The organism is Chryseobacterium carnipullorum (genome assembly GCF_003815695.1).
Lineage (GTDB): Bacteria > Bacteroidota > Bacteroidia > Flavobacteriales > Weeksellaceae > Chryseobacterium > Chryseobacterium carnipullorum.
Window position 1 is genome coordinate 69234 of the sequence record NZ_CP033920.1, and the last position, 24578, is coordinate 93811.

At 38.2% G+C, this 24578-nt stretch carries 20 protein-coding genes; 10 read left to right on the plus strand and 10 right to left on the minus strand.

Going from position 1 to position 24578, the window contains the following annotated elements:
- Positions 1–176: 176 nt before the first annotated feature.
- The 5 genes from EG346_RS00335 to EG346_RS00360 form a co-directional block, all read right to left on the minus strand.
- On the minus strand, positions 177–1265 hold the full coding sequence (locus EG346_RS00335) for a porin (protein ID WP_185146772.1): 1089 nt from the start codon (positions 1263–1265) through the stop codon (positions 177–179).
- Between the two features lie 13 nt (positions 1266–1278).
- Entirely contained in the window at positions 1279–1836 is a 558-nt protein-coding gene (locus EG346_RS00340) for a K(+)-transporting ATPase subunit C (protein ID WP_123876632.1), read from the minus strand.
- A 10-nt stretch (positions 1837–1846) separates the two neighbouring features.
- Positions 1847–3886, minus strand: coding sequence for a potassium-transporting ATPase subunit KdpB (gene kdpB / locus EG346_RS00345; RefSeq protein WP_123876633.1), 2040 nt, complete (start codon positions 3884–3886; stop codon positions 1847–1849).
- Positions 3887–4056: 170 nt separating this feature from the next.
- Complete coding sequence (gene kdpA / locus EG346_RS00350; RefSeq protein ID WP_123876634.1) at positions 4057–5751, minus strand: potassium-transporting ATPase subunit KdpA; 1695 nt, start codon at positions 5749–5751, stop codon at positions 4057–4059.
- Between the two features lie 676 nt (positions 5752–6427).
- Entirely contained in the window at positions 6428–7753 is a 1326-nt protein-coding gene (locus EG346_RS00360; protein WP_123876635.1) for a sigma-54-dependent transcriptional regulator, read from the minus strand.
- 292 nt (positions 7754–8045) lie between these two features.
- Between EG346_RS00360 and EG346_RS00365 the strand changes: the two genes are divergently transcribed.
- Positions 8046–10913 carry a M16 family metallopeptidase gene (locus EG346_RS00365; RefSeq protein WP_123876636.1) on the plus strand — a complete coding sequence of 956 codons (2868 nt, stop codon included), beginning with the start codon at positions 8046–8048 and terminating at the stop codon, positions 10911–10913.
- 304 nt (positions 10914–11217) lie between these two features.
- On the opposite strand, the gene EG346_RS00370 is transcribed toward EG346_RS00365, so the two are convergent.
- The 3 genes from EG346_RS00370 to EG346_RS00380 all read right to left on the minus strand — a co-directional run bounded on the left by EG346_RS00370 (position 11218) and on the right by EG346_RS00380 (position 15501).
- Positions 11218–12297, minus strand: a complete 1080-nt coding sequence (locus tag EG346_RS00370; RefSeq protein ID WP_123876637.1) for a GNAT family N-acetyltransferase — start codon at positions 12295–12297, stop codon at positions 11218–11220.
- Positions 12294–13292 carry a polysaccharide deacetylase family protein gene (locus EG346_RS00375; protein ID WP_123876638.1) on the minus strand — a complete coding sequence of 333 codons (999 nt, stop codon included), beginning with the start codon at positions 13290–13292 and terminating at the stop codon, positions 12294–12296. Before EG346_RS00375 ends, EG346_RS00370 begins: the two co-directional genes overlap by 4 nt.
- Positions 13293–13362: 70 nt before the next feature.
- Complete coding sequence (locus tag EG346_RS00380; protein WP_123876639.1) at positions 13363–15501, minus strand: S46 family peptidase; 2139 nt, start codon at positions 15499–15501, stop codon at positions 13363–13365.
- A gap of 365 nt (positions 15502–15866) precedes the next feature.
- On the opposite strand from EG346_RS00380, the gene EG346_RS00385 reads away from it, so the two are divergent.
- Complete coding sequence (locus tag EG346_RS00385) at positions 15867–16355, plus strand: copper resistance protein NlpE (protein ID WP_228426459.1); 489 nt, start codon at positions 15867–15869, stop codon at positions 16353–16355.
- 30 nt (positions 16356–16385) lie between these two features.
- Here EG346_RS00385 and EG346_RS00390 read toward each other — a convergent pair whose 3' ends face one another.
- The gene (locus tag EG346_RS00390) at positions 16386–17033 is read right to left on the minus strand and encodes an MgtC/SapB family protein (RefSeq protein ID WP_123876640.1); all 648 of its coding nucleotides are present in this window, start codon (positions 17031–17033) and stop codon (positions 16386–16388) included.
- Positions 17034–17176: 143 nt separating this feature from the next.
- Between EG346_RS00390 and EG346_RS00395 the strand changes: the two genes are divergently transcribed.
- The 8 genes from EG346_RS00395 to EG346_RS00430 all read left to right on the plus strand — a co-directional run bounded on the left by EG346_RS00395 (position 17177) and on the right by EG346_RS00430 (position 21328).
- The gene (locus tag EG346_RS00395; RefSeq protein ID WP_123876641.1) at positions 17177–17731 is read left to right on the plus strand and encodes a YdeI/OmpD-associated family protein; all 555 of its coding nucleotides are present in this window, start codon (positions 17177–17179) and stop codon (positions 17729–17731) included.
- A 27-nt stretch (positions 17732–17758) separates the two neighbouring features.
- Positions 17759–18157: an immunity 22 family protein gene (locus EG346_RS00400; RefSeq protein ID WP_083564051.1), complete on the plus strand. Its 399-nt coding sequence runs from the start codon at positions 17759–17761 to the stop codon at positions 18155–18157.
- A gap of 127 nt (positions 18158–18284) precedes the next feature.
- Positions 18285–18761: a hypothetical protein gene (locus tag EG346_RS00405; protein WP_073333688.1), complete on the plus strand. Its 477-nt coding sequence runs from the start codon at positions 18285–18287 to the stop codon at positions 18759–18761.
- 125 nt (positions 18762–18886) lie between these two features.
- Positions 18887–19504 (plus strand): FEKKY domain-containing protein, encoded by a 618-nt coding sequence (locus EG346_RS00410; protein ID WP_123876642.1) that lies wholly within the window; start codon positions 18887–18889, stop codon positions 19502–19504.
- 32 nt (positions 19505–19536) lie between these two features.
- A complete protein-coding gene (locus EG346_RS00415; RefSeq protein ID WP_073333683.1) occupies positions 19537–20277 on the plus strand; it encodes a DUF6000 family protein in 741 nt (246 codons plus the stop codon).
- A 43-nt stretch (positions 20278–20320) separates the two neighbouring features.
- The gene (locus EG346_RS00420) at positions 20321–20542 is read left to right on the plus strand and encodes a hypothetical protein (protein ID WP_073333680.1); all 222 of its coding nucleotides are present in this window, start codon (positions 20321–20323) and stop codon (positions 20540–20542) included.
- Positions 20543–20594: 52 nt separating this feature from the next.
- Complete coding sequence (locus EG346_RS00425; protein ID WP_123876643.1) at positions 20595–20912, plus strand: hypothetical protein; 318 nt, start codon at positions 20595–20597, stop codon at positions 20910–20912.
- 80 nt (positions 20913–20992) lie between these two features.
- On the plus strand, positions 20993–21328 hold the full coding sequence (locus tag EG346_RS00430; protein ID WP_123876644.1) for a hypothetical protein: 336 nt from the start codon (positions 20993–20995) through the stop codon (positions 21326–21328).
- Positions 21329–21620: 292 nt separating this feature from the next.
- On the opposite strand, the gene polA is transcribed toward EG346_RS00430, so the two are convergent.
- Positions 21621–24455 carry a DNA polymerase I gene (gene polA / locus EG346_RS00435; protein ID WP_073333675.1) on the minus strand — a complete coding sequence of 945 codons (2835 nt, stop codon included), beginning with the start codon at positions 24453–24455 and terminating at the stop codon, positions 21621–21623.
- Positions 24456–24578 lie beyond the last annotated feature (123 nt).

Consider the following 24578-nt stretch of genomic DNA (forward strand, 5'->3'; position numbering starts at 1 on the left):
CCACGGGAGGGGAATTTTTGTCGGCTCAATAATTATTATCCATCAGAATAAAAATCCTTGGTTTTTGAGAGCTTCTTTTCTCAAAGCATTTAAACTTCAAATAGCTTAAGTGTTAAAAGCTTTTGTGCTTTTTGTGGTTAATTATTTTTCATTATTCATTATTCACTTTTCACTTCCTAAAACCAGGCTGCCAAACTTGTTGTAATAAAGAAATTCCCTTGTTTCATCTCATCATTTTTCACGAAAATGGCATCTTTAGAGGTAAATCCTCTGGCTTCTGTACGGAAGACGACGTTCTTCAAAATCGCATAATCTACATTCAGGGAATATCCGAAGGTCTGGAAGCCATTGGGAGTTTTGGTGCTGATGATGACCCCGTTTTTATCATTATAATATTCGACCCTTCCTGCCAGAGCCCATTTGTTGTCAAGCTGGTATTTCATTAATACATTGGGAGTATACCAGATATTGTAGTTGCTGCTTCCTTTTGTTTTCTGCTCTGCCCCGATATCAAATCCCAGCAAGGCTGAGAATTGATCTGTCAACTGAAAACTTCCGTAGAGATCATGAAAGTAGCGCATTCTTTTTTCCTCTTTTGATTTGTCGTTTCCGATAAATGAACTGCTGTTCAGCGTAATCTTTTCAGTGGGTTTGTAGGTTATCTGATGTCCGAAAGAAATGGTTTGGTTTCCTTCCGGCTTTGCGATACGTTGCCAGCCATTCAGTACCAATCCGCTTAAAAACCATTTTCCGCTGTCAGAGGTGTAAGAAACTTTTGCTCCGGTTTCAAAATAAGGTGAATTTTCAGCAGCAAAACTTCTTGTCAGGTTGATATTGTCTTTTCCAATAGCGCTTTCCCAACCGATGTGGGAAGGCATAATTCCCGCATCGATCCATAAGTTTTTGGTCTTTGAAATTTTGATTCCCACGTTTGCTTCATTGACATATCGCAATGCATCCTGTTCTGCAGCCATATTATCCTGTGCGTAAGTTCCTGCCATTAAAGCCACATTGGCACGAAGGTTCTCACTTTGATAATTGGCCTTGATTAATCCTAAATTAAGATTAAGCTCATTATGTCGGTTGTAGGAGTACAAAAAATTCTGACGAAGGTGATTGGCAGGTTCATTAAGATCATAAGTATAAAAAAGCTCTGCATAGGCAGAAAATGTCACTTTCCCTTCTGTTTTTAATGAATCAGATGATTGTGCTTTCGGTAAAAAAATTCCGAATAATACTGCACTTGTAATGATATATTTTTTCACGATGATGTTTAGATTATTTTAATTGGTCTAAAGCGATATTAAGCTTCAGTACATTTATTTTTGACGGACCTAGAAGTCCTAAAAACGGTTTTTCTGTTTGGTTTTTCACTAAATCTCTTACTTTTTCTTCGGAAATATTCCGTACTTCAGCAATTCTCTTCACCTGATACAAAGCGCCTTCTTCAGAAATGTCAGGGTCAAGACCACTACCACTGGCCGTTACCAGTTCTACAGGAACTTTTGTATTTTCCATTCCCGGATGTTCCATTTTTAAAGTATCTATTCTTTTCTGTACAGTTTCCAGGTATTCTTTATTGCTTGGACCTTTATTGCTTCCGCCGCTTCCTGCCGCATTGTAATTAACAGATGAAGGACGTCCGTGGAAATATTTTTCTGATTTAAATTCCTGTCCGATATTCGCATAAAACTTCTGTCCGTTTTGCGTAATGATTTCTGCATTTCCTTTTGTAGGCAATACTTTTGATCCTCCGTATACGATAAGCAAATAAATTCCTACAATAGCCAGCATTACAAAAGTGAGTCTGAATGCCGTAAAAATATGATTTTTCATTTTTAAAATTTTAATAGAATAAACTGATCAATAAATCGATGATTTTGATCCCGATAAACGGAACAATAACACCGCCCAAACCATAAATCAAAAGGTTTCTTCTCAATAATGCACTCGCACCAATTGGTTTGTAGGCAACTCCTTTTAACGCCAATGGAATAAGGAAAGGAATAATCACGGCATTGAAAATAACGGCTGATAATATTGCTGTTTCCGGGCTGTGAAGGTTCATGATATTCAGCTTCTGAAGTGAAGGAATGAAAGTGATAAACAATGCCGGAATAATGGCAAAATATTTCGCAACATCATTCGCAATACTGAAAGTTGTCAGCGTTCCACGGGTCATCAGCAGCTGTTTTCCAATCTCTACGATCTCGATCAGTTTCGTAGGGTCATTGTCAAGATCTACCATGTTACCGGCTTCTTTTGCCGCCTGTGTTCCGCTGTTCATTGCTACTCCCACATCGGCCTGAGCCAGTGCCGGAGCATCATTCGTTCCGTCCCCCATCATCGCCACCAGCTTTCCTTCCTGCTGTTCTTTTTTGATGTAATTCATTTTGTCTTCGGGCTTGGCTTCGGCAATAAAATCATCTACGCCTGCTTTTTCAGCAATGAATTTTGCAGTCAGAGGATTATCTCCGGTTACCATTACCGTTTTTACCCCCATTTTTCTCAGTCTCTGGAAACGTTCCTGGATTCCTGTTTTAATGATGTCCTGAAGTTCGATAACCCCCCAGACTTTTTCATTAACGCTTACAACAAGAGGGGTTCCTCCGTTTTCAGAAATTTTGGTAACGGCATCCTGGGTTTCTTTCGGGAAGTTGTTCCCGGCTTTTTCAGTCAGTTTTTTTATCGTGTCATACGCTCCTTTTCTGATCCTTGTGTCTTCAAAATCGATTCCTGAGGTTCTGGTTTCTGCTGAGAAATCAATATAGACCGGGTTGGGAACAAGAAGGTCTTCTGATTTCAGCTGGCTTAATTCTATAATGGATTTTCCTTCCGGCGTTTCATCTGCTACTGAACTTAAGGCAGAAGCTTTAATGAAATCCGGTAATCTGATTCCGTCTGCCGGGTGAAATTCTGTTGCTTTACGGTTTCCGATGGTAATGGTTCCTGTTTTATCCAGAAGCAGTACATCAATATCTCCGGCTGTTTCTACCGCTTTACCACTTTTGGTAATGACGTTCGCTCTCAAGGCTCTGTCCATTCCGGCAATCCCGATTGCAGAAAGCAGACCTCCAATGGTTGTGGGAATCAAACAAACGAAAAGTGAGATAAATGCCGCAATAGTAATGGGAGTCTGCGCGTAGTCTGCAAAAGGTTTTAAAGTGAGTGTTACGATAATAAACGTCAGGGTAAATCCTGCCAAAAGTATAGTTAATGCGATTTCGTTAGGTGTTTTCTGTCTTGACGCTCCTTCTACAAGGGCAATCATTTTATCTAAGAAAGATTCTCCGGGTTTAGTGGTTACTTTCACTTTTATTCTGTCGGAAAGTACTTTTGTTCCGCCTGTTACAGAGCTTTTATCGCCTCCGGATTCACGGATCACAGGGGCACTTTCTCCTGTGATTGCTGATTCATCAATGGTGGCAAGTCCTTCAATGATCTCTCCGTCCATAGGAATCTGATCACCGGTTTCGCAAAGGAAAATATCACCCAGTTTCATTTCGGCAGACATTCTGAGAACAGTTTCTACCTGAAATCCGGGTTTGTTATCCACCACTACTTTGGCGGGAGTTTCTTCACGGGTTTTTCTGAGGGTATCTGCCTGTGCTTTTCCTCTCGCTTCGGCGATAGCTTCTGCAAAATTGGCGAAAAGAACGGTAAAAAATAAGATAATGAATACAGTAAAGTTATAAGCGAAGCTCCCCTGTGATTTGTCCCCCGTAAGGCTGAAAAGACTTACGATAAACATCACCACTGTTCCGACTTCCACCAGGAACATCACGGGATTTTTAAACATGATTTTCGGATTCAGTTTGACGAAGGACTGTTTGATCGCTTCGTTCACCAAATCTTTTTGAAACAATGTCTGTGATTGATTTTTCATTTTTTTGAAAGAGTTATATAATTGTAATCAATGGTAACCATTAAGAAAGAATAAACTAAAAGGAGTGGAAATGGATAATATATTCAGGTGAATGTTTCGATGAGTTATAGACTGATTCCCTTACATTTCAATCTTCCTAATGGTTGACTATTGATTTTAATTTTTAATATTTATTTAGAGAAATACTGGATCTGTTCTGCGATAGGTCCCAATGTGAGTGCAGGGAAGAAAGACAGCGCTGCGATAAGCAAGATCACCGCCAGCGTCATAAAACCGAAAGTGGCCGTATCCGTTTTCAGGGTTCCTGAACTTTCCGGGATGAATTTTTTCTGTGCCAATAATCCGGCAATCGCTATCGGTCCGATGATCGGAATAAATCTGGATAACAGCAATACAATTCCTGTTGAAATATTCCACCACGGGGTATTGTCACCAAGTCCTTCAAATCCGGAACCGTTGTTCGCAGAAGAAGAAGTAAACTCGTACAACATTTCACTGAATCCATGGAAACCCGGATTGTTCAATGTTTTTGCTCCGAATTCCGGCATATAGGCGGTTAACGCTGTTCCTACCAATATTAAGAACGGGTGGAAAAGAGCGACGATCATTGCGATCTTCATTTCTTTGGCTTCGATCTTCTTACCCATGAATTCCGGTGTCCTTCCTACCATCAGACCACTGATGAATACAGCGAGAATGATAAAAATGAAATAATTCAGGACTCCTACTCCGCAGCCTCCGTAGAAACAGTTAATCATCATCGCCAGCAGCTCATTCATTCCTGAAAGCGGCATGGTGCTGTCATGCATCGAATTCACAGAACCTGTTGAGATCACCGTCGTTGCGATACTCCAATATCCTGAAGAAGCACTTCCGAAGCGAATCTCTTTACCTTCCATAGCTCCAAGGCTACTGTCAGCACCCATCTGAGTGATGAGAGGGTTTCCATTGGTTTCATTGACCACATTCGGAACGGCAAGTGCCAGAAATCCGACTGTCATTACAGTAAAGATTACCCAAGACAATTTTCTCTTTTTCAGATAAAATCCTAAGGCAAAAACCAAGGCAAACGGAATGATCATCTGAGTGACCATTTCGGTCATATTCGTTACATAATTAGGGTTTTCAAGCGGATGTGCAGAGTTGGCTCCAAAGAAACCTCCTCCATTGGTTCCCAAATGCTTGATCGCTACAAAAGCAGCTACCGGACCTCTGGAAACATCAGCTTTCTGTCCTTCCAGCGTTGTGATATGATCTTTGCCTTCGAAAGTCATCGGACTTCCATTAGCAGAAAGAATCAAAGCAACAAGGATACTGATCGGAACCAGTATTCTGATCACAGATTTGGTAAAGAAATCATAGAAATTTCCTAGTTCTGTAGTCGTTTTATCTTTAAATGCTTTGAAAAGAACAGCCATGGCGGCCATTCCGGTAGCGGCGGTCACAAACTGCAGGAACATCAGATAAAGCTGACTTAAATAACTCACCCCTGTTTCTCCTGAATAATGCTGAAGGTTACAGTTCACCAAGAAGGAAATAGCCGTGTTAAAGGCGAGGTCTGGTGACATATTCGGGTTTCCGTCAGGATTTAAAGGAAGCCACGACTGAGTCATCAGAATCAGGAATCCTATCACGAACCAAACCAGGTTGATCGTCAGCATGGCATACATATTCTGCTTCCAGGTCATCTGACGGGCCGGGTTGATTCCCGATATTTTATAAATTAATTTTTCAACAGGTTCAAAAACAGGATCTAAAAAGGTCTTTTTGTACCCGTACACATTAGCGATGTATTTCCCAAGAAATACTCCGATCACTAAGGTAATGACAAACATGGCAATGACGCCTAAAATTTCTGTATTCATGACCGGTTAAAATTTTTCAGGTTTCAGCAAAACGTAGCAGATGTACACAAAGGCCAGAATTGAAAGGAAAAATAAACTCCACATAGCTTTATATTTTATCAAAAAATTCAACAGATTTATAAAGAAGCCAAAACATCACTGCAAAAAGCAGGATCAAACATATAAGCATCATATCGATAGTATTAAGGTTAATAGGGTCAGTAGTACGTACGATACCATCAGCAGACTGAAGCCCGCATGCTCACGTTTTTTGAACGTTTTTCTTGAAATTGTCATTTTTAAAATATTTTATTCACGTCCTATAGGCCAAAAAGAGGCCCATTCTGAAAACAAAACATTTAAAAGGCTAAATAGCAAATACTTACAAATAATAACTCAACGATACCAAAATACAAAAGCCTATCAAAATGATAGGCTCGTTTATTGAAATGATAGGGATTAGAAGTTAGAAACTAGATTTCAGATTTCAGACAGAAATTGTCATTGGTGAGTTTTGATTTGCAAGTAAAATGGGAATGGGAGATTCAAGAAAGAAGATTTTAGACACGATATTTCAGACATCAGATTTCAGATATGAGATTATTTTATAGAAGCTTTCAGCCAGCCACTAAACGTTAAGCTAAAACTCTCAAACTGTCCGACTCTCAACCTCGCAGTACGCACCCCTGGAATTCACCTACCTCAAACCATATTCCTCCAGCTTACGGTACAGCGTTGCAATCCCTATTTCAAGTAATCTGGCAGCTTCAGCTTTATTGCCTTTGGTATATTGAAGGACTTTTTGAATATGTATTTTTTCCAGAGATCTTATACTTAAAGAGTCGCTTTCAGGAACTGCTTTATCTGAGTAATGCGGAAGGCTTCCGGCATCCAGAATATTGTCTTCCATTAAGATAAGGCTTCTTTCCACTGCATTTCTAAGTTCGCGGATATTTCCTTTCCAGTCGTTTTTTTCCAGCATTTTATAATAATCCGGATTGACCTGAAGGTTGGAAAGATGGAGTTTTCGTGAGAAAATATCAATGAAGTTTTTTGCCAGCATTTTCAGGTCGTCTTTTCTATCACGCAATGGTGGAAGATGGATCTCGAATACGTTCAGTCTGAAATATAAATCTTCCCGGAACTGGCCCTGCTTTATTTCATGTTCCAGATCTCTGTTGGTAGCCGCAATGAGCCTGAAATCAGATCTTGAAACTTTCGTTTCACCCATTTTGATAAATTCTCCGGTTTCTAAGACACGGAGCAGTTTGGCCTGCAGCTCTATCGGCATCTCTCCTATTTCATCCAGAAATAAGGTTCCGCCATTGGCTTCTTCTATCAGGCCTTTTTTATCCTTTACAGCTCCTGTAAAAGCCCCTTGTTTATGTCCAAAAAGTTCGCTTTCCAGTATTTCTTTGCTGAATGCTGAACAGTTGATGGCTACAAAATTATTCTTCTTTCTATCGCTACCTTCATGGATGGCATTGGCAAAAACTTCTTTTCCGGTCCCTGTTTCTCCGGTCAGAAGAACGGCAGCATCTGTTAAAGCTACTTTTTCAGCCAGTTTTTTGGACTGAAGGATTAAAGGTGAAGCACCGATGATCTGTCCGAACCCTTTTGATACAGCTGGTTTTTGAACAGTTTTAGATTGGTTGTCCTTTACTTTTTCGAGTGCTTTGTACACCAATGGAATGATCTTGTCATTATCATCTCCTTTCACCAGATAATCATACGCTCCGTTTTTCATAGCCTGAACAGCATCGATAATATTCCCGAAAGCAGTCATCAGAATAATTTCGAGATGCGGATATTTGGTTTTGATGGAGCGGACAAGCTCTACCCCGAAAGCATCGGGAAGGCGGACATCGCATAAAACGACTTCAAATTCGTACTGCTCAAGCATGGTCATTGCCGATCGTGCTGTAGAAGCTTCTTTAACGCTAAAATTTTCTTGGGAAAGGATCATCCCCAGTAATTTAAGGAGTTTGATCTCATCATCGATGATCAGAATGTTTCCGGACATAATGGTTGTTTTTGGAAAACCTGATGCAAACTTATTGATTTTTTTGACCAAATGAACAGTAGTGGGACGAAATTTAATCTAAACCTTGGGGAAATGAAAGAGATAGAAGAAACTGTAAAGGGTGAATTTTGCTTCGCAAGTGAATGGTGAATGATGGATCAGGAAAAAAACACCTTTTTGTTGTTGCAAATCGAAGCTATAGATGTAATAGTCACAAAAACGTATTGGAATTTTTTTTGATTGCTTACATTTGTAGTGCATTCGGATCTAAAAGGATGAAATGAGTTAGCTTATGATTGATAAAAGATACAGAGAGACGGTTCATACAGATAAAAACAACTACGAATATATTACAGTAACGCATGATGAAAATAAGGTAAGAATCTATACCCTGAAAAATGGCTTAAAAGTTTTTCTTGCCCAGAATTTTGATGCCCCAAGGATACAGACTTATATTCCCGTGAGAACGGGAAGTAACAATGATCCATCTGATAATACGGGGCTTGCCCATTATCTGGAACACATGATGTTTAAGGGAACTTCTAAGATCGGGACGCAGAACTGGGAAAAGGAAAAGGAACTTCTTGACCAGATCTCGGCATTGTATGAGGAGCATAAAGCGGAACAGAATCCTGACAAGAAAAAAGAGATTTATAAAAAAATAGATGAGGTATCTCAGGAAGCCAGCCAATATGCGATCGCGAATGAATATGATAAAGTAATTTCTTCACTGGGTGCTACCGGAACCAATGCACACACCTGGTTTGACGAAACGGTTTATAAGAATAATGTTCCGAACAACGAGCTCGAAAAATGGCTTAAAATAGAAAAGGAAAGATTTTCAGAAGTTGTTCTCCGACTTTTCCATACCGAGCTGGAATCAGTGTATGAGGAATTTAACAGAGCACAGGATAACGATTCAAGATTGGTCAATTATGAATTGATGGATGCGCTGTTTCCTACCCACCCGAATGGTCAGCAAACAACTATCGGAGATCCCGAACACCTCAAAAATCCTTCGATGAAGGCCATTCACAAGTATTTTGATGAATATTACGTTCCGAATAACTACGCGATGGTTTTGGTGGGTGATCTGGATTTTGAGGAGACTATTCAACTGGTTAATCAATATTTTGGAACGATTCCTTACAGAGAACTTCCCAAAAAAACACCTGTGATTGAACAGCCTTTAACGAAAATTATAAAAAGAACGGTAAAAAGTCCTACGACTCCAAGGGTTCAGCTGGCATGGAGAACTGACAGTTATGGTACGAGAGAAGCAATGTTGGCAGATATTGTAGCCAACATTCTCAGCAACAGAGGGGAAGCTGGCCTACTTGATCTTAATATTAATCAAACGCAGAGAATGCTTTGGGCGCAGGCTTTTTCTGTAGGTTTAAAGGAGTACGGATATTTTTCCATCGTCGCTGTTCCGAAAGAAACCCAGACCTTAGACGAAGCGAAGGAAATGGTTCTGGAACAGATCGAACTGATTAAAAAAGGCGATTTTCCGGACTGGATTCTTCCAGCGATCATTAATGATTTTAAAATTCAGCGCCTGAAGGGACTTGAAACAGCTGATGGGCTGGCTACCAATCTGTATGATACCTATATCAAAGGGAGATCGTGGGAGCAGGAACTGAATGAACTGGACGAATATCAGGATTTTACAAAGGAAGAAGTGGTAGATTTTGCTCAGACTTTTTTTAAGAATCATTATGTTGAAGTGTATAAAGAGAAAGGCATTAATGACCAACTGGTACGGGTTGAAAATCCAGGAATTACTCCTATCAAAATCAACCGGGAGGCACAGTCCGAATTTTTAAAAGAAATTCTGTCAGAAAAAACGGAGGATATACAGCCCGAATTTATTGATTATGAGAAAGAAATTCATACAGATATCATAAAGGATAAAAAACTGAGCTTCGTTCATAATAAGTACAATGATATTGCACAAATTCACTTTATTTTCCCTTTCGGAGGGGATCATGACAGGGATCTTGGGATTTCTACCCAGCTGCTCCAATACCTTGGAACGGAAAATCTTTCGGCTGAGGATTTAAAACAGGAATTATTTAAAATCGGGGTTACGAATGATTTTAAAACAACCCATGATCAGCTTATCATCTCACTGAGCGGGCTTGAGGAAAATATTGAAAAGGGCATTGCTCTTTTACAAAACTGGATGTATGAGGTGAAACCGGACCAGGAAATTTATACTCAATTTGTTGAAACTGTTCTGGAAAACCGCCAGGCCTCGAAAAAAGATAAAAACAGAATCATGACTGCCCTTACCAACTATACAAAACTGGGTAGCTTTTCGCGATACACGGATATCATTTCGAAGGAAGAACTGGAAAGCAGCAGTCCTGAGGTATTTACCAATCGGATGAAACAACTTTTCAACTATCCTTACCAACTATTCTATTACGGGAAAAAACTTGAAAACTTTAAGCAGTATATTGGAAAATATGTAGAAAATGCAAGTTTACAGATTCCTGAACCCAAACAATATCCTGAACCTGAAACGAACGGAAACGTCTATTTCACGGATTATGATATGGTCCAGATGGAAATGAGCAAAGTAGGAAGAGGTTATGAGGTGAACACTTCAAACTTCGGAAAAATCAATGTTTTCAATGAGTATTTCGGAAGAGGACTTTCTTCTATTGTATTCCAGGAGATCCGTGAAAGCAAAAGCTTAGCGTATTCAGCCTATGTTTCTTATGCTGCTAACTCTGAACTAGGACATGCGGATTATATCACCACGTATATCGGAACACAGCCGGATAAACTTCAGATTGCCGTAAGTACAATGAGTGAACTGATGGAGGAACTTCCTGAAGTTCCCATCCAGTTTGAAAATGCCAGAAATGCAGCATTGAAACAGATCGCTTCTACCAGAATTACCCGGAACAATATATTTTTCAATACCTTACGATTGAAGAAACTGAACATCTATCATGACTTCAGAAAAGATATTTACGCACAGATCGAAACTCTGAAATTTGAAGATGTAAGAGAATTCTACCAGACAAACATCAAACCGATTCATTTCAATACCGCCATTATCGGTAAGAAAGAAAACCTGGATATGGATGCCGTCAACGAGATGGGCCCGTTCAAAGAGTTAAGCCTGGACGATATTTTCGGACATTAAACAATAAAGACCGCTTCAGCTATTGAGGCGGTTTTTTTTTGAAAGAGGGCAGATATCGAAGCCCATACTCTTTATAGTACTATAATGATGATCGTATTTTAGAGACAAGAAGAAAGAAGAAAGAACAAAGAACAAAGAACAAAGAATAAAGAAGAAAGAATAAAGATTGCAGAAAAGAGAGACCGGACATTTCTACTGCTACTGGTTGCTTTGGCTTCACAATTTCCTGTCTTTACTATTTTCCACTGATCTCATAGTTACTCGCAAACACAAAAATGCTCAAACTCTCCAACTCAAGATCCGTCTACGTCATCATACAATCTCCATCACCATCCTGATACCTGGGATCAAATCCTTTCGGAAGATGCTCAATAAGCTGCTTGTGAAAAAGGTATCTTCTTTCAAAATCACGTTCGTAGATTTTGGGAAATGTTTTTGACTGTTCAATTTTTTTGTTTAATTCCTGCTGATAACTTGTCAGTGCTTTTACTTTATTTTTAACGATAAAATAGCTTAAGAAATCAGTGAAACGGTCTAAACCGGTTTCAGAAAAGAGGTAAGGAATTTTAAGATAGCCGTCTCTTAAAAGCAGCAGTGAACATGTTGTTAAAGTATTATTTTTGTCATATATTTTAATCCAGAAATACCTGAAGACCTCAGCATGGCTTGAAAACAAATATTTGTCTTCTTTACTTTTACTTTGCAGTACCCACGGATTTTTTATAAATATATTGATCTCATCTGCATTTCGTCTGCTCTGGAATTTGGACATGAATTCAGAACTTTCGGTATCAATATGATCAAGAATTTCGAATCTGAAGTCAGGTTTTTTTATCGTCAGGTTTTTTAAGGCAATCAAAGAATTGGCTGCCGCATCTGCCCATTTAAAAACAGGCTTTAATGACTTTATTTCCGGCTTTTTTTCAGGAATAATATGGGTTGCGTCTGAACGGAAATAATATCTTTTCCCCGGTTTTGGAAAAACGTATTCGAATACACCCAACATGTTATAAAGAGTTTCTGCTTCTTTGGTGAATTCAGTTGCAATAATATTTCCGTCATATTCCTCAAACATTTTATTCAGCAATGTTTTTGCAATTCTTTTTCCGCGAAATTCTTCACTCACATACAATGTACTTAACCACGCATAATGGAATATTTTCCCATCTATAAGATAATTATCGGGAAAACATCCCACATATCCTGCAAGCTTTCCGTCATAAAATGCAAGGACCAAAAGGGTCTGATCATCTAAAGCTTTCAGGTTTCTGATATGGGATTCTGCCCTGTGTTCTGATATGGGAAGAAAATCAAAATTTCTGAAATCACCTGATGTAACAAAATCGTCAAGTTCTTTTTTATTCAATATCTTCAGCTCTGTCATCTTCTCACTATTTTATTTTTGTTGATGATCTTCTTCAATCTGAAATAAGCGATTTCTTTTTTTAAAGTTTGCTCTCCGCTTTCACCCATTTCCATTGGAATCCTGTGAAAAAGCCGTTCGACACTGTCGAACTTTACACCCGCACTTCCGAAACAGCAGAACAGATCTTCATTTTTAAACAGCTCATCAAAAAAATCTTTTTTCACTCCGAAATCTGTGAAAGGAAACGCAAAACTATCATACATCAGGTTATTTTCCTTTAAATAATGGAAGGTACGTTCTGTAGTTTTCATTTGTTCAGGCAAGGATAATTCATGGTATTTTGGATGATCCCAGCTATGGGAAGAGATTCCGTAACCTTTTTGAGTGAGTGTTTTTAACTGGTCGGTTGTCAGATATGGACGATACTCTTTTAAGTAGGTTGTACAGTCGATCTCAAATTTTTGGGTGAGGTTATCCAGTAGATCCTTTTGATGATAATTAATGTTCAATATGTACTGTTTAAGCTGTTCTCTGGTTGGACTTTCTAATGACAATATCCTGTACACTTCAGGATTCATCTTTTGGGCCTTTCCGATTTCGTCAATGATTAAACTGGCCTTACACCGGAACATCAATTCTTGGTTGTCAATAAAAGCAGGATTTATAAAATTGCAGGCATAGATTCCTTTCCGTTCCAGAATAGGAATTACGGTATCATAAAACTCCCTGAAGCCATCATCAAAAGTGAGCAGAGCAATCTTTTTTCGAGGCTTAAAATTTCCGTTGACAAAGTCTTTGAATTCTGACCAGCTTACCCATTGGAAATGTTTTGAAAGACCATCCAGATCTTCTTCAAACTGCTTTGTATTTTTATATTGAATGATGTGTCTGATGTGGGGTAAATTTTCATCAGAAACACAATGATAAACAGGCAGGCAATATTCCATAGGAAAAGATAGGCCTATGTTTCCGGTTTCGAAAGCAGCAAGTAAACTGATGATCTTATCTTTCATCTCTGTACAATAAAAAAGAATCTATTTAAATGATATTCAAATAGATTCTTAAAGGTATTACTTTTATGTATTATTTAACCACCTTCATTTCGTCGATAAGCCATTTTGAATCGGCAAATTTTTCGATAATGAAGAGAATGTATTTGGTATCTACCATAATGTTTCGGCTGAAACGCGGGTCATAGTTAATGTCACTCATCGTTCCCTCCCACTGTCTGTCGAAGTTAAGTCCTACAAGGTTTCCGTTAGCATCAAGGGCCGGGCTTCCTGAGTTTCCTCCTGTGGTGTGGTTGGTCGCCGTAAATCCTACCGGAACATCTCCTGTTTTGTCTTTATAATTTCCGTAATCTTTTTTGTTGTAAAGATCGATCAGTTTTTTAGGCACATCAAATTCATAATCTCCCGGAATATATTTTTCCATCACTCCGGCAAGATGCGTCTGGTAACCGTAGGAAACAGCATCTCTCGGCGTAGAGCCTTTTACTTTTCCGTAGGTAACACGAAGGGTCGAGTTGGCATCAGGGAAGAATTTTCTGTCTTTATCCGTTGCCATCTGCTGGGCCATGAATTTCTTCTGAAGGTCATCAATTTTCCCCTGAAGAGAAGTAAACTGGGGATCTGCAGTTTTCATGTAGGTTTCCTTCATAGAAGCATACAGCTGATAAACAGGATCTTTTTTCAAAGTCTTGATCAGTTTGTCCTGATTAGAAAATGCTTTTTCAATATCTCCTGTCAGAGCTGCTCCGTTGACCTGTGATCTTCCTGTGACGATTGAATTTTTAGACATCTCCTCGATCATCGGGATATTCTGGTTTTCGTCTTTATATTTGCTGAATCCTGCAGGTAAGAATTGGGGTGCGGTTTTATTTACGTATAATGCGAGTAATTTCGCTGTTACTTTTGCATCTAGTTCTGCACTGTAATCTTTATAGAATGAGGTTACCTTTGATTTTAATTTGGTAAGCTCTTTCTCTTCCATTTTCCCGGATTCTACAGATGCTATATAATCGTAGTAATCTCCTGCAAGTTTAAGGGTTTCTGCATTTTTTACAACTTCTGTATAATAGGCATTGTTCAGGGCATAAGGAGCCTGGTCATTGTACAGTTTATTCAGCTGGTCCAAAGTCGTTTTGATTTCATGGTTTTTTGCCACCAGAGAACCTTCGTACATTACTTTTTTCTCAACGGCATTGGACTTTTTCAAGCCTTCCACTTCACCAATCCATTTTTTCCAGTAGTTGGCTACGGAAGCATATTTTGAAGCATATTTGATACGTGTTTCGCTGTCTGTACGCATTTTTTCGTCTAATGTTTTAAGCGCTACCTCACGTACAGCAATTCTTGCAGGATCAATATCTTTCATGATCTTCTCTACCGCTACTGCAGGAAGATATTCCGTAGTTTTCCCAGGGAATCCGAATACGAAGGTGAAATCGTTTTCAGCTTTATCTTTGATAGACACCGGCAGATAATGTTTCGGAACGTAAGGAATATTGTCTTTTGAATATTCAGCAGGTTTGTTGTCTTTCCCTGCATAAATTCTGAACATAGAGAAATCTCCCGTATGTCTTGGCCAAACCCAGTTGTCTGTATCGCTACCGAATTTCCCAATGCTTTGAGGCGGTGCCCCAACCAGACGGATATCTTTGTAGGTCTCGGTAGTAAACGCATAAAATTTGTTACCATAATACATCGATTTTACAATGATCGACTGGTAGGATTCTATTTTCTGAGAGTTCTTATAAACTTCGATATTTTTATTGATCTTTTTAGCCAGTTCGGGCTCCACAAGGTTGTCTGTTCCTTCCAAAATAAAATCCGTCACTTCTTTGATGTCTACAATGAAGTCTACTTTTACGCCAGGATTAGGAAGTTCTCCGTCCGGATTCTTAGCCCAGAATCCATTGGAAAGAAGATCATTCTGAACCGTAGAATGTGCCTGAATCTGCCCGTATCCACAGTGGTGGTTGGTAAGCAGCAATCCTTTAGGCGAAATGATCTCCGCAGTACATCCACCGTTAAACTGGACAACAGCATCTTTTATGCTCGGCTTCTGGGTATTGAAAATGTCTTTGGCAGAGATCTTCATTCCCAAATCCTTCATTTCCTTCTCATTCAACTCTGTCGGAATCCACATTCCTCCATATTGTTGTGCGAAAGCCATAACAGCCGGCAAAATAAATACGGATAAAAGTATCTTTTTTGTCATAATCAAAATTTTGCCCCAATTTACAAAGAATATTATATATATGCCTTACGTGGTTGTGGAAATATGGGGCTAAAATTCAAGATTTCAGATTCAAGAAATAAGAGCCAAGAATCAAGATTTTTAGATGCCAGATAGTAGACATCAGATTTCAGACATGAGATATGAGACTTTAAGGTATTGATTCAATAATTCCCGGACTTTTTAGAATAGTACATCTGCATAATTAACGCTGAACTCATTCATTCTAAAACCTTACTACTCTCAAACTCTAAGATGTTGCATTCCGAAACCCCTCAACCCTTCTACTGGCTCAGTTTTTGTTCTGATAAAGCACCTTATTATTAATATATCTAAATTACTTCATTATGATGAATAGCAAAATGCTTATTCTTGGCATTGCATCGGCTGTCTTTTTAGCATCGTGTAATCCAAAAGAAAAAACGACTGACCCAACTTATACGACCACAGATTCTGCCACTGTCGGCACAACACCGGCAGACAGTATTACAAAAGCAACGCCTACTGCTGCAGGAGATACTTCGGAAAATGCTCTGGATTGGCCGGGTACTTATGAAGCCGTTGTTCCTTGTGCAGATTGTCCGGGAATTAAGACTTCTTTGACTTTAAACAATGACAAAACGTTCAGCATAACGGAAGAATATATCGACAGAAATTCAAAAAACCAAGATAAAGGAAGTTTTGAATGGGATGCTTCAGGAAGCTCCATTACATTAAAAGGAAAAACGGCCAGTTACAAATATAAAGTGGGAGAAAATATTCTTATACAGCTTGATATGGATGGCAAGGAAATTACCGGACCCAACAAGGATCTGTATGTTTTCAAGAAAAAATAAAGGCTCCGGCCTTTATTTTTTTGCTTTGTTCTAAAATTGATAAGCTGTGATTTTAGGATCATTGATGAGACTTTTTATAACCTCATCATGCTTTGTATTATTTCCGGTAAGCCTCCAGGTTACAGAGAGGTTCCCCTGAGTATACTGTAATTTAAGCATCATGTGTTTCAGGTGATGTTCATCAAATATCGTTTCGCAATGGTTAATATCTTCGGGACCCACCACTGTTATTCTATATTCCCTGATTTTATGGCTGCTGTCTATAAAATTCTGAAGATAGATCAGTGCACTCAGAATAATGAGTACCAGCGCGGTTCCAAGAAGGGACAGGTAGACATATCCTGAACCTATGGCCATTCCTATAGAAGCAGTGGCCCAAATGGTTGTAGCCGTTGTAATTCCTTCTATTCTATTGTCTCCTTTAAAAATAACCCCGGCTCCCAGAAAACCAATCCCGGTAATAATATTGGCCGCAAGACGGTCAGGATTCTGCACGCCTATTTTAATGGAAAGGATGGTGAACAGACAAGATCCGAAACATACCAGAATAAAGGTACGGAGCCCTGCAGATTTATTCCGATATTCGCGTTCTGCACCAATCAACAGTCCCAGAAGAACTGAGATCAATATCAGCAGCAGCTCGTTTTGGACCACATAATGATCCTGAAGAAATTCCATGGTATACAATTTTACCTGAATAAAATTACGATAAAAAAGTTTATGATCACGTTTTTTGACATCCTGACTTTGTACTGTCAGATTCTCATTTAAAAGAAAAGTTTTGTAATATTACATTTTAATATGATTAATTAAGATTCGCCATAGCACCAATTTTTTTTTCAACAAAGGAAGATTTCAGAAAGTGGCTGGAAGAAAATCATTCGAAAGAAAAAGAAATCCTGGTGGGATTTTACAAAAAGAACAGTGGAAAACCTTCCCTGAACTGGTCTGAGTCTGTAGATCAGGCTTTATGTTTCGGGTGGATCGATGGGGTAAGAAGATCCATAGATGCGGAAAGTTATTATAACCGGTTTACCCCAAGAAAACCCAATAGTAACTGGAGCATAATCAACATTAAAAAAGTTGAGGAGCTTACGAAAGCCGGACTTATGACCCCAGAAGGGCAAAAAGCATTTGAAGCAAGAAAGGAGGATAAAACGGGAATCTATTCGCATGAAAAAGAGCTTATTCTTGATTCTGCGTATGAAAAAGCGTTTAAAACCCATCCTAATGCATGGGAATTTTTTGAAAAGCAGGCTGCTTCTTATAAAAGGACCATCATTCATTGGCTGATGAGTGCCCAACAGGAAAAAACAAGACAATCGAGACTTGAAAAAGTCATTAACGAAAGCGAACATTCGAGAAGAATAAAATAAACATACGGTATACTTAAAAAATAATTTATGGAGAAAGAGATTTCACACTTTTGGTTGGGATATTTTAAAAATGAAGATGACTTTAATGATTTTGCTGAAGAAGATGAAAGTTATTATATTGAAGAAGAAAATGAAGACCTTTACGTCTCAAAATTTGCTGAATCACAGAAAATACAATGGTTCGACTATGATTTTCTGGAATATGGTTTTGAAGATGAAAATTTAGGGATTTATGAAAAATTTACAGATTATTCTTATGCGGATCAATGGCTTCCGATTGTGGAACAAAAAATCAATGAACTTGGTTTGGAAACTCCGGTCAATTCTATTATTTTCGGCACGAAAAACGTCATTCCCAATCCTGTTTCTGTGAATGAAGAGGAGTATGCCCTCTACTACATCGGTGAGATCGAATACAATATCTAGCCTTCTCTGAAAAGGGCTTCGATAAAGGACTACGAAAATCTGCTGAAGGTTTTTGTGGTCCTTTTTCTGTTTTTAGGTACTTCAACTATTTATTTTTTTTAACTATCTTAGGATTAATAATTTATTGATGAAACAAGCTCTGTTTATTGTACTGATATTGGATGTATTTTTTGTTTCAGGGCAGAAAAAATGTACCCTAAAACTTGAATCTACCACCTCCAATCTTCAAAGTACGGGGATTGTAGAGCTTTCTGTCACGAATGCAGGTAATAAGAAAGTTAAGATCAACAAAGATTTCTCACCTTACAGAATGCAGCTTATCAAAATTACAGAAAGCAGTCCCAATGTTGGTAACAAAATCAACTATACTGCTGACGTAGATTGTTTCAAAGACTGCATTAAAAGTACAGTAAGACTAAAACCCGGGCAGACTTTTACTTATACCATTCCTGTCAAAGAAACCATCCAATATACTCAACTGCTCAATGAACATACCTATAGTTTTCACCTGTTTTTTGATCTTATAGATCTTACTTCAGAAAATTGCTCTGTCTATGGATTGAAAGACGATGAGATCATTTACAGGAAAGTAAATCATGAATAAAATTCTACATTTCTTCTCCTGCTTCCTCTGCTTTTTAAAGTTCAAAATATTAAAAAAATAAAACCTTTCATCTGTTGAGTATCGGCGGAAAACCTTATTTTTAAATAGTAATAAAGTTGTCTGATATGTACAAAAAACTTATTATCACCAATTTAGCGGTCATACTGCTGTTGACTGCTGCGTATATTGCAGTATATTATTTTATAAATTATCCTATGCAGTTTAATCTGTGGTACATCATTCAAGAGTGTCAGCTCCAATACCTGCCAGCCATTTTTGCGGTAACTGCATTGGCTTCTTATCTGGTGAGCAGTCTGGATTTTAAAAAATTAAACTTTAAAAGTAAATTTTTAAATGTATTCCCGCTTTTAAATGCTCTGGCTCTTGCTTTTTTTGTTTACATGGCTGCAGATGGGTTTATAAAGAACAAAACAGAGCTCAGAAATCAAGAGGATCATTATACCAAGGAAGCTGAAAAAGATATTAGAAAAGGTCAGATTGTAATTAGATATACAGGTGGCTTCTCTCTTCCTGTTGACAATGAGAAAACAACTAAAAAGGTAGATAGCATCGCTAAAAGATACGGAATCATTTATAAAAACACGGGATGTGTCATTGTTAAAATTGATCAAAAAGCTCAGGAAAGATATAGTGAATTAACCCATGCTTATCTTGACAGAAGGAATGGAAAAGGTTGGGAAGAAAGAATGGAAAAAGCAATCCATGATGTGAAGAAAAATTAAGAGCTCTACAAAATAAATAAAGGTATTGAAACATGAACGAAAACAGGCAAAACGAAATCAATTTACACTCAGCAGGCGCTACTGTAAGGCACCGATCTGATTTTGATCACTTGAAAAGCCATAAAAATGATTTTGAATTGAGTAAAGAATTCATTGACCAATGGGTCTTACCGTTCTATATGGAAATGCGGCATACTTCAGGTTCGTGGATTGAAGATATGAAACAACTTAAAGATGAAATCACTGAAGAAGTTACATTGGCACTTCTCGGAGATTTTAACTGGAGAACAAGAACGGTTGGAGCATATCTTTCTGCCATAAAAAATTATGAAAATCAGATCGATATTATTGGTGTACATCTACTTAAGAGTGAGGTATGCTATGCCGGAGATCTTTACGCACTTGTTTTTGCTTTTTATAATAATCAGAAAACCATTGACTACCTGAATCAGTATCTGGATTATTATTTACAAAAACCTCAACTTTATTTTGATCAGGAAAGGGTAATGGAAACACTGGTATATCTCGATGGAATCAATGGAACCAATAACTACTCAAAACACCTAACTCAATGGGAAAAGATGCTGCAAGACAGACATGAAATCTCTAAAATAAGAAATTTACAAACTGCAGAAATTATTAAGCAGCAGGAAGGAAAAGTTAAAGCTGAAGAATTTCTAAAGGCTACAAATAATTTTAAATTCAAATATAATTTAGATACGGAATGGATTACAGAACAAATTCACCTGCTAAAAGAATTGAGAGAATTTTGAAGACTGGTATATAAGTCTGCAGCAAAAAATATTTTTTGACCATTTGAAGGATGTTTCTATCGCTACTGATGGTATTCTGAGTTTTACTAAAATCAAAAAAACGGATACGGAAGAAAAAATAGATATTCCACAATATCTGATGACTGAGCGATCATTTATTGACACCGACGAAATGCTCAATAGAAAACTCAAAAAACTGGAACATTATTACGGATTAAAACCAACGGATGACCTTGCTATGATTAGAATGATAGGGTCTTATTAAAATATTTTATGAAAAAAACTTAAATTTACCCAAACACAAAACTAAAAAAACATTGAAAAAATTATTTCCTCTACTGGCTCTGTTTCTTTTTCTGTATTCCTGCAAAAAAGATGAAAAACCCAATGCAGATCAGAAAAAAGACACTACCAAAGAAAAAAATATTCAAAAAGATACTGCAAGCAACCTGCTCCCTGAACAGCACACAAACTCTATTCAGTTTGGAAAAAAACCATCTGATCTTGTTCCGGACGGATATGAAATCCAGTATGATGCGGAAGGAGATCTCAATCAGGACGGACTGAGTGATATGGCATTGGTGATTAGAAAAAAAGAAGATACACTGGCTGACAGAAAGATGATAATTTATTAAGGAATACGGATAAAACGTATCGTGCTGATAAGATATCAGACACCGTTTTCCCTTATGAATACAACGAATCTGGCTATAAAATGCATGATCCGGAAGACATTTCGATTGAAAATGGAGGTCTGAGCATCAATTTATATGATATTGGGCCTAACGGAAATCAATTCAGCAGATTTAAGTATCTGAATGGCGATCTGGTTCTTACTTATGTCGAAACATATAATATGGGAGCAGGTTCTCATTCTGCTCTCTATTACGAGCCTCTGAAGGGAAAGCTGATCCATGAAACCATAAATACCATGGAAGAGGAAATGCCTTCGAAATCTAAAACGATTCACCTTAAAAAAGAAAGGTATTTATTTGAAAAAATGTCTCCGGATGATGTGGTAAGGAAAGCTTATGATGCAGTTCACGAATAAATATTTTCTTTCATTCTCATCAAAAACTACCCCAAAAGTAGTATTTCACAGAAGGTTTTTCTTTTATATCTTTATTACCTCATCATTAGAATGCATAATTCTTTTGACAGACACAAAACGAAGGTAAGATCAATGAGGTGAAAAATGATTACAAAGACTTTATGCGAAGTGCAAAAAGTTGAGAAGGCTAAATTTTTAGTCTTCTTTTTGTTTAAATTGCTTTACTAAATTAAGACAAAAAATAAGGTGAGTTTTTGGAAACTCACCTTATTTTATCTCTGTAACATTTTTATTAATGTGCTTCCAGCCAGTTATTTCCGACTCCCACTTCTACCAATAATGGCACCTGCGTTTCTAAAGCACGTTCCATTTCAGTTTTAATCAGTTTTGAAGCGATTTCAATCTCGTCTATCGGAGATTCAAACACCAATTCGTCATGTACCTGAAGAAGCATTTTGGTTTTTAGCTGCTGGGCTTCCAGTTCTTTATCAATTTTGATCATGGCAAGCTTTACAACATCTGCTGCACTTCCCTGAACCGGTGCATTTACGGCATTTCTTTCTGCATGACCTCTTACCACGAAATTATTGGAATTGATATCTTTTAAATGACGTTTTCGTCCTAAAATAGTTTCCACATAGCCTATCTGACGGGCTTTGCTCACCTGCTCGGCCATGTATTCCTTTAGTTTCGGATAGGTCTCAAAATAGGCTTCAATCATCTGTTTCGCTTCGGTTCTCGATAATCCGGTTTGTTCCGCTAAAGCAAAGGCTCCCTGTCCATAGATAATTCCAAAATTCACCGTCTTTGCCTGGCTTCTCTGGGTTTTAGAAACCTCTTCCAACGGAATTTTAAATAGTTTGGCCGCTGTTGAGGCATGAATATCTTCTCCGTCCTGGAAAGCTTTGATCATATTATCTTCTCCTGAAATCTCGGCGATCAAACGAAGTTCGATCTGTGAGTAATCGGCAGAAATGATCTTTTTCCCTTCTCCTGAAACAAAAGCACCTCTGATCTGCTGTCCACGAAGGGTTCTGATCGGGATATTCTGAAGGTTCGGATTGACACTCGCCAGACGGCCCGTAGCAGCCGTAGTCTGTGAGAAATTGGTATGAACCCGGCTGTCCTGCTTATCGATCTGTGAAGGCAGTGCATCCACGTAGGTTGACTTTAATTTCTGATAGGTTCTGTATTCCAGAATATGCTTGATGATCTCATGCTTCGAGGAAAGTTTCTGAAGAACATCTTCAGAAGTAGCATATTGCCCGGTTTTTGTTTTCTTCGCTTTTGGATCCAGCTGCATTTTTTCAAACAGAATCTCTCCAAGCTGTTTTGGTGAATTCATGTTGAATTCTTCTCCTGAAATCTCAAAAATGGTGGTTTCCAGTTGTCTCAGATCATTTTCCAGATCGATACTTTCCTGCGCCAGCCATTTTTCATCCAATGAAATTCCGGACAATTCCATTTTAGCGAGTACCTCCATCAGAGGCATTTCTATATTGAAGAATAGGTCTTCTAAATTTTCTTTTTTAAGTTGTGGTGCGAAGAGTTCATACAACTGGAAGGTAATATCCGCATCTTCCGCTGCATAATCGGTCTGTGTTCTCAAGTCCGCATCTCTGAAGGTTCCCTGATTTTTACCTTTCTTTCCGATAATGGTTTCAATAGAAACGGGTTTATAATTCAGATAAACTTCTGAAAGATAATCCATTCCGTGTCTTCCGTCAGGATTCAGCAGATAATGGGCGATCATGGTGTCAAACATGGCCCCTTTTACCGTAATATCGTACTGTTTTAATATTTTATAATCGAATTTTAAATTGTGGGCAATTTTCAGCAAATCTTCTTTTTCAAAAAATGGTCTGAAGATTTCCAAAGTCTGAAGGACTTCGCCTTTGTCCTCGGATAGAGGGATGTAGTAAGCCAGACCTTTTTTATAAGAAAAACTCATTCCTACAAGCTCTGCTTCCAGTTCGTTCAGTGATGTGGTTTCTGTATCAAAACAGACTGCTTTCTGTTTTAATAAATTGTTGACCAGAACTTTCTGTGCTTTAGGATTATCTACAAACTGGTACAGGTGATCATTGTGTTCTATTGTCGATTTTGTAGAGGTTGCCTGATCCAGCTCTTCAAAATTGGCAAACAGGTCAAGCTGCATGGCTTGTCCTTTTATTTCTGCGCCTGAAGGTTTTTGGGTTACTTCAACTTCACTCACGATTAATGTTTCTACAGGAGCAGAAGCAAAAGCTCTGTAAAGGTTTTCATATAATCTTCTGAATTCAATTTCGTCAAAAACTTCTTTTACTTTATCGAAATCCGGCGTATCAAGATCATATTGTTCCTGATGAAATTCTACAGGGGCATCACAGATAATGGTGGCTAATTTTTTTGATAAAATTCCACGTTCAGCAGAGGCTTCTACTTTTTCTTTCAGTTTTCCTTTCAGTTTATCCGTATTCTGTAAAAGGGTTTCAATATTACCGAATTCTTTAAGGAATTTCATCGCCGTTTTCTCTCCTACTCCATCCAGTCCGGGGATATTATCCACAGCATCACCCATCATCGCAAGGAAATCGATGACCTGCTTCGGATCTTCAATCTCGTATTTTGCTTTTACTTCTTCTACTCCAAGGATCTCAATATCTCCACCTTTTAAACCGGGTTTATAAATCTTGATTTTATCGGTTACCAACTGAGCAAAATCTTTGTCGGGCGTCACCATAAAAGTGGTATAGCCTTCTTTTTCTGCTTTGCAGGCAATGGTTCCTATAACGTCATCTGCTTCGTAACCTTCGACCCCTAAAATCGGGATATGCATCGCCTGAAGAATTCTGTGAATGTATGGAATAGCAATTTTGATCGCTTCAGGAGTTTCGCTTCTGTTGGCTTTGTAGTCTGAATAATCGTCTGTTCTTACACTGGCCTGTCCTACATCAAAAACAACCGCCAGATGGGATGGCTTTTCTCTTCTGATCAATTCTATCAAAGAGTTGGTAAAACCGAAAATAGCAGAAGTATCCAGTCCTGTACTGGTAAGCCTCGGATTCCTGATCAATGCGTAATATCCTCTAAAAATCATTGCATAAGCATCGATAAGAAAGAGTCTTTTATCTTGTGTTGCGTCCATAATATCTATAATGAACAAATATAAGAAAATAGGAATATTTTCAGGAGGTATAAGTGATGAATTATGTGGGATGTGTTCTGGAGTGTGAGAGTACAAGGGGTTTAGGGTGAATGAATACAGCGT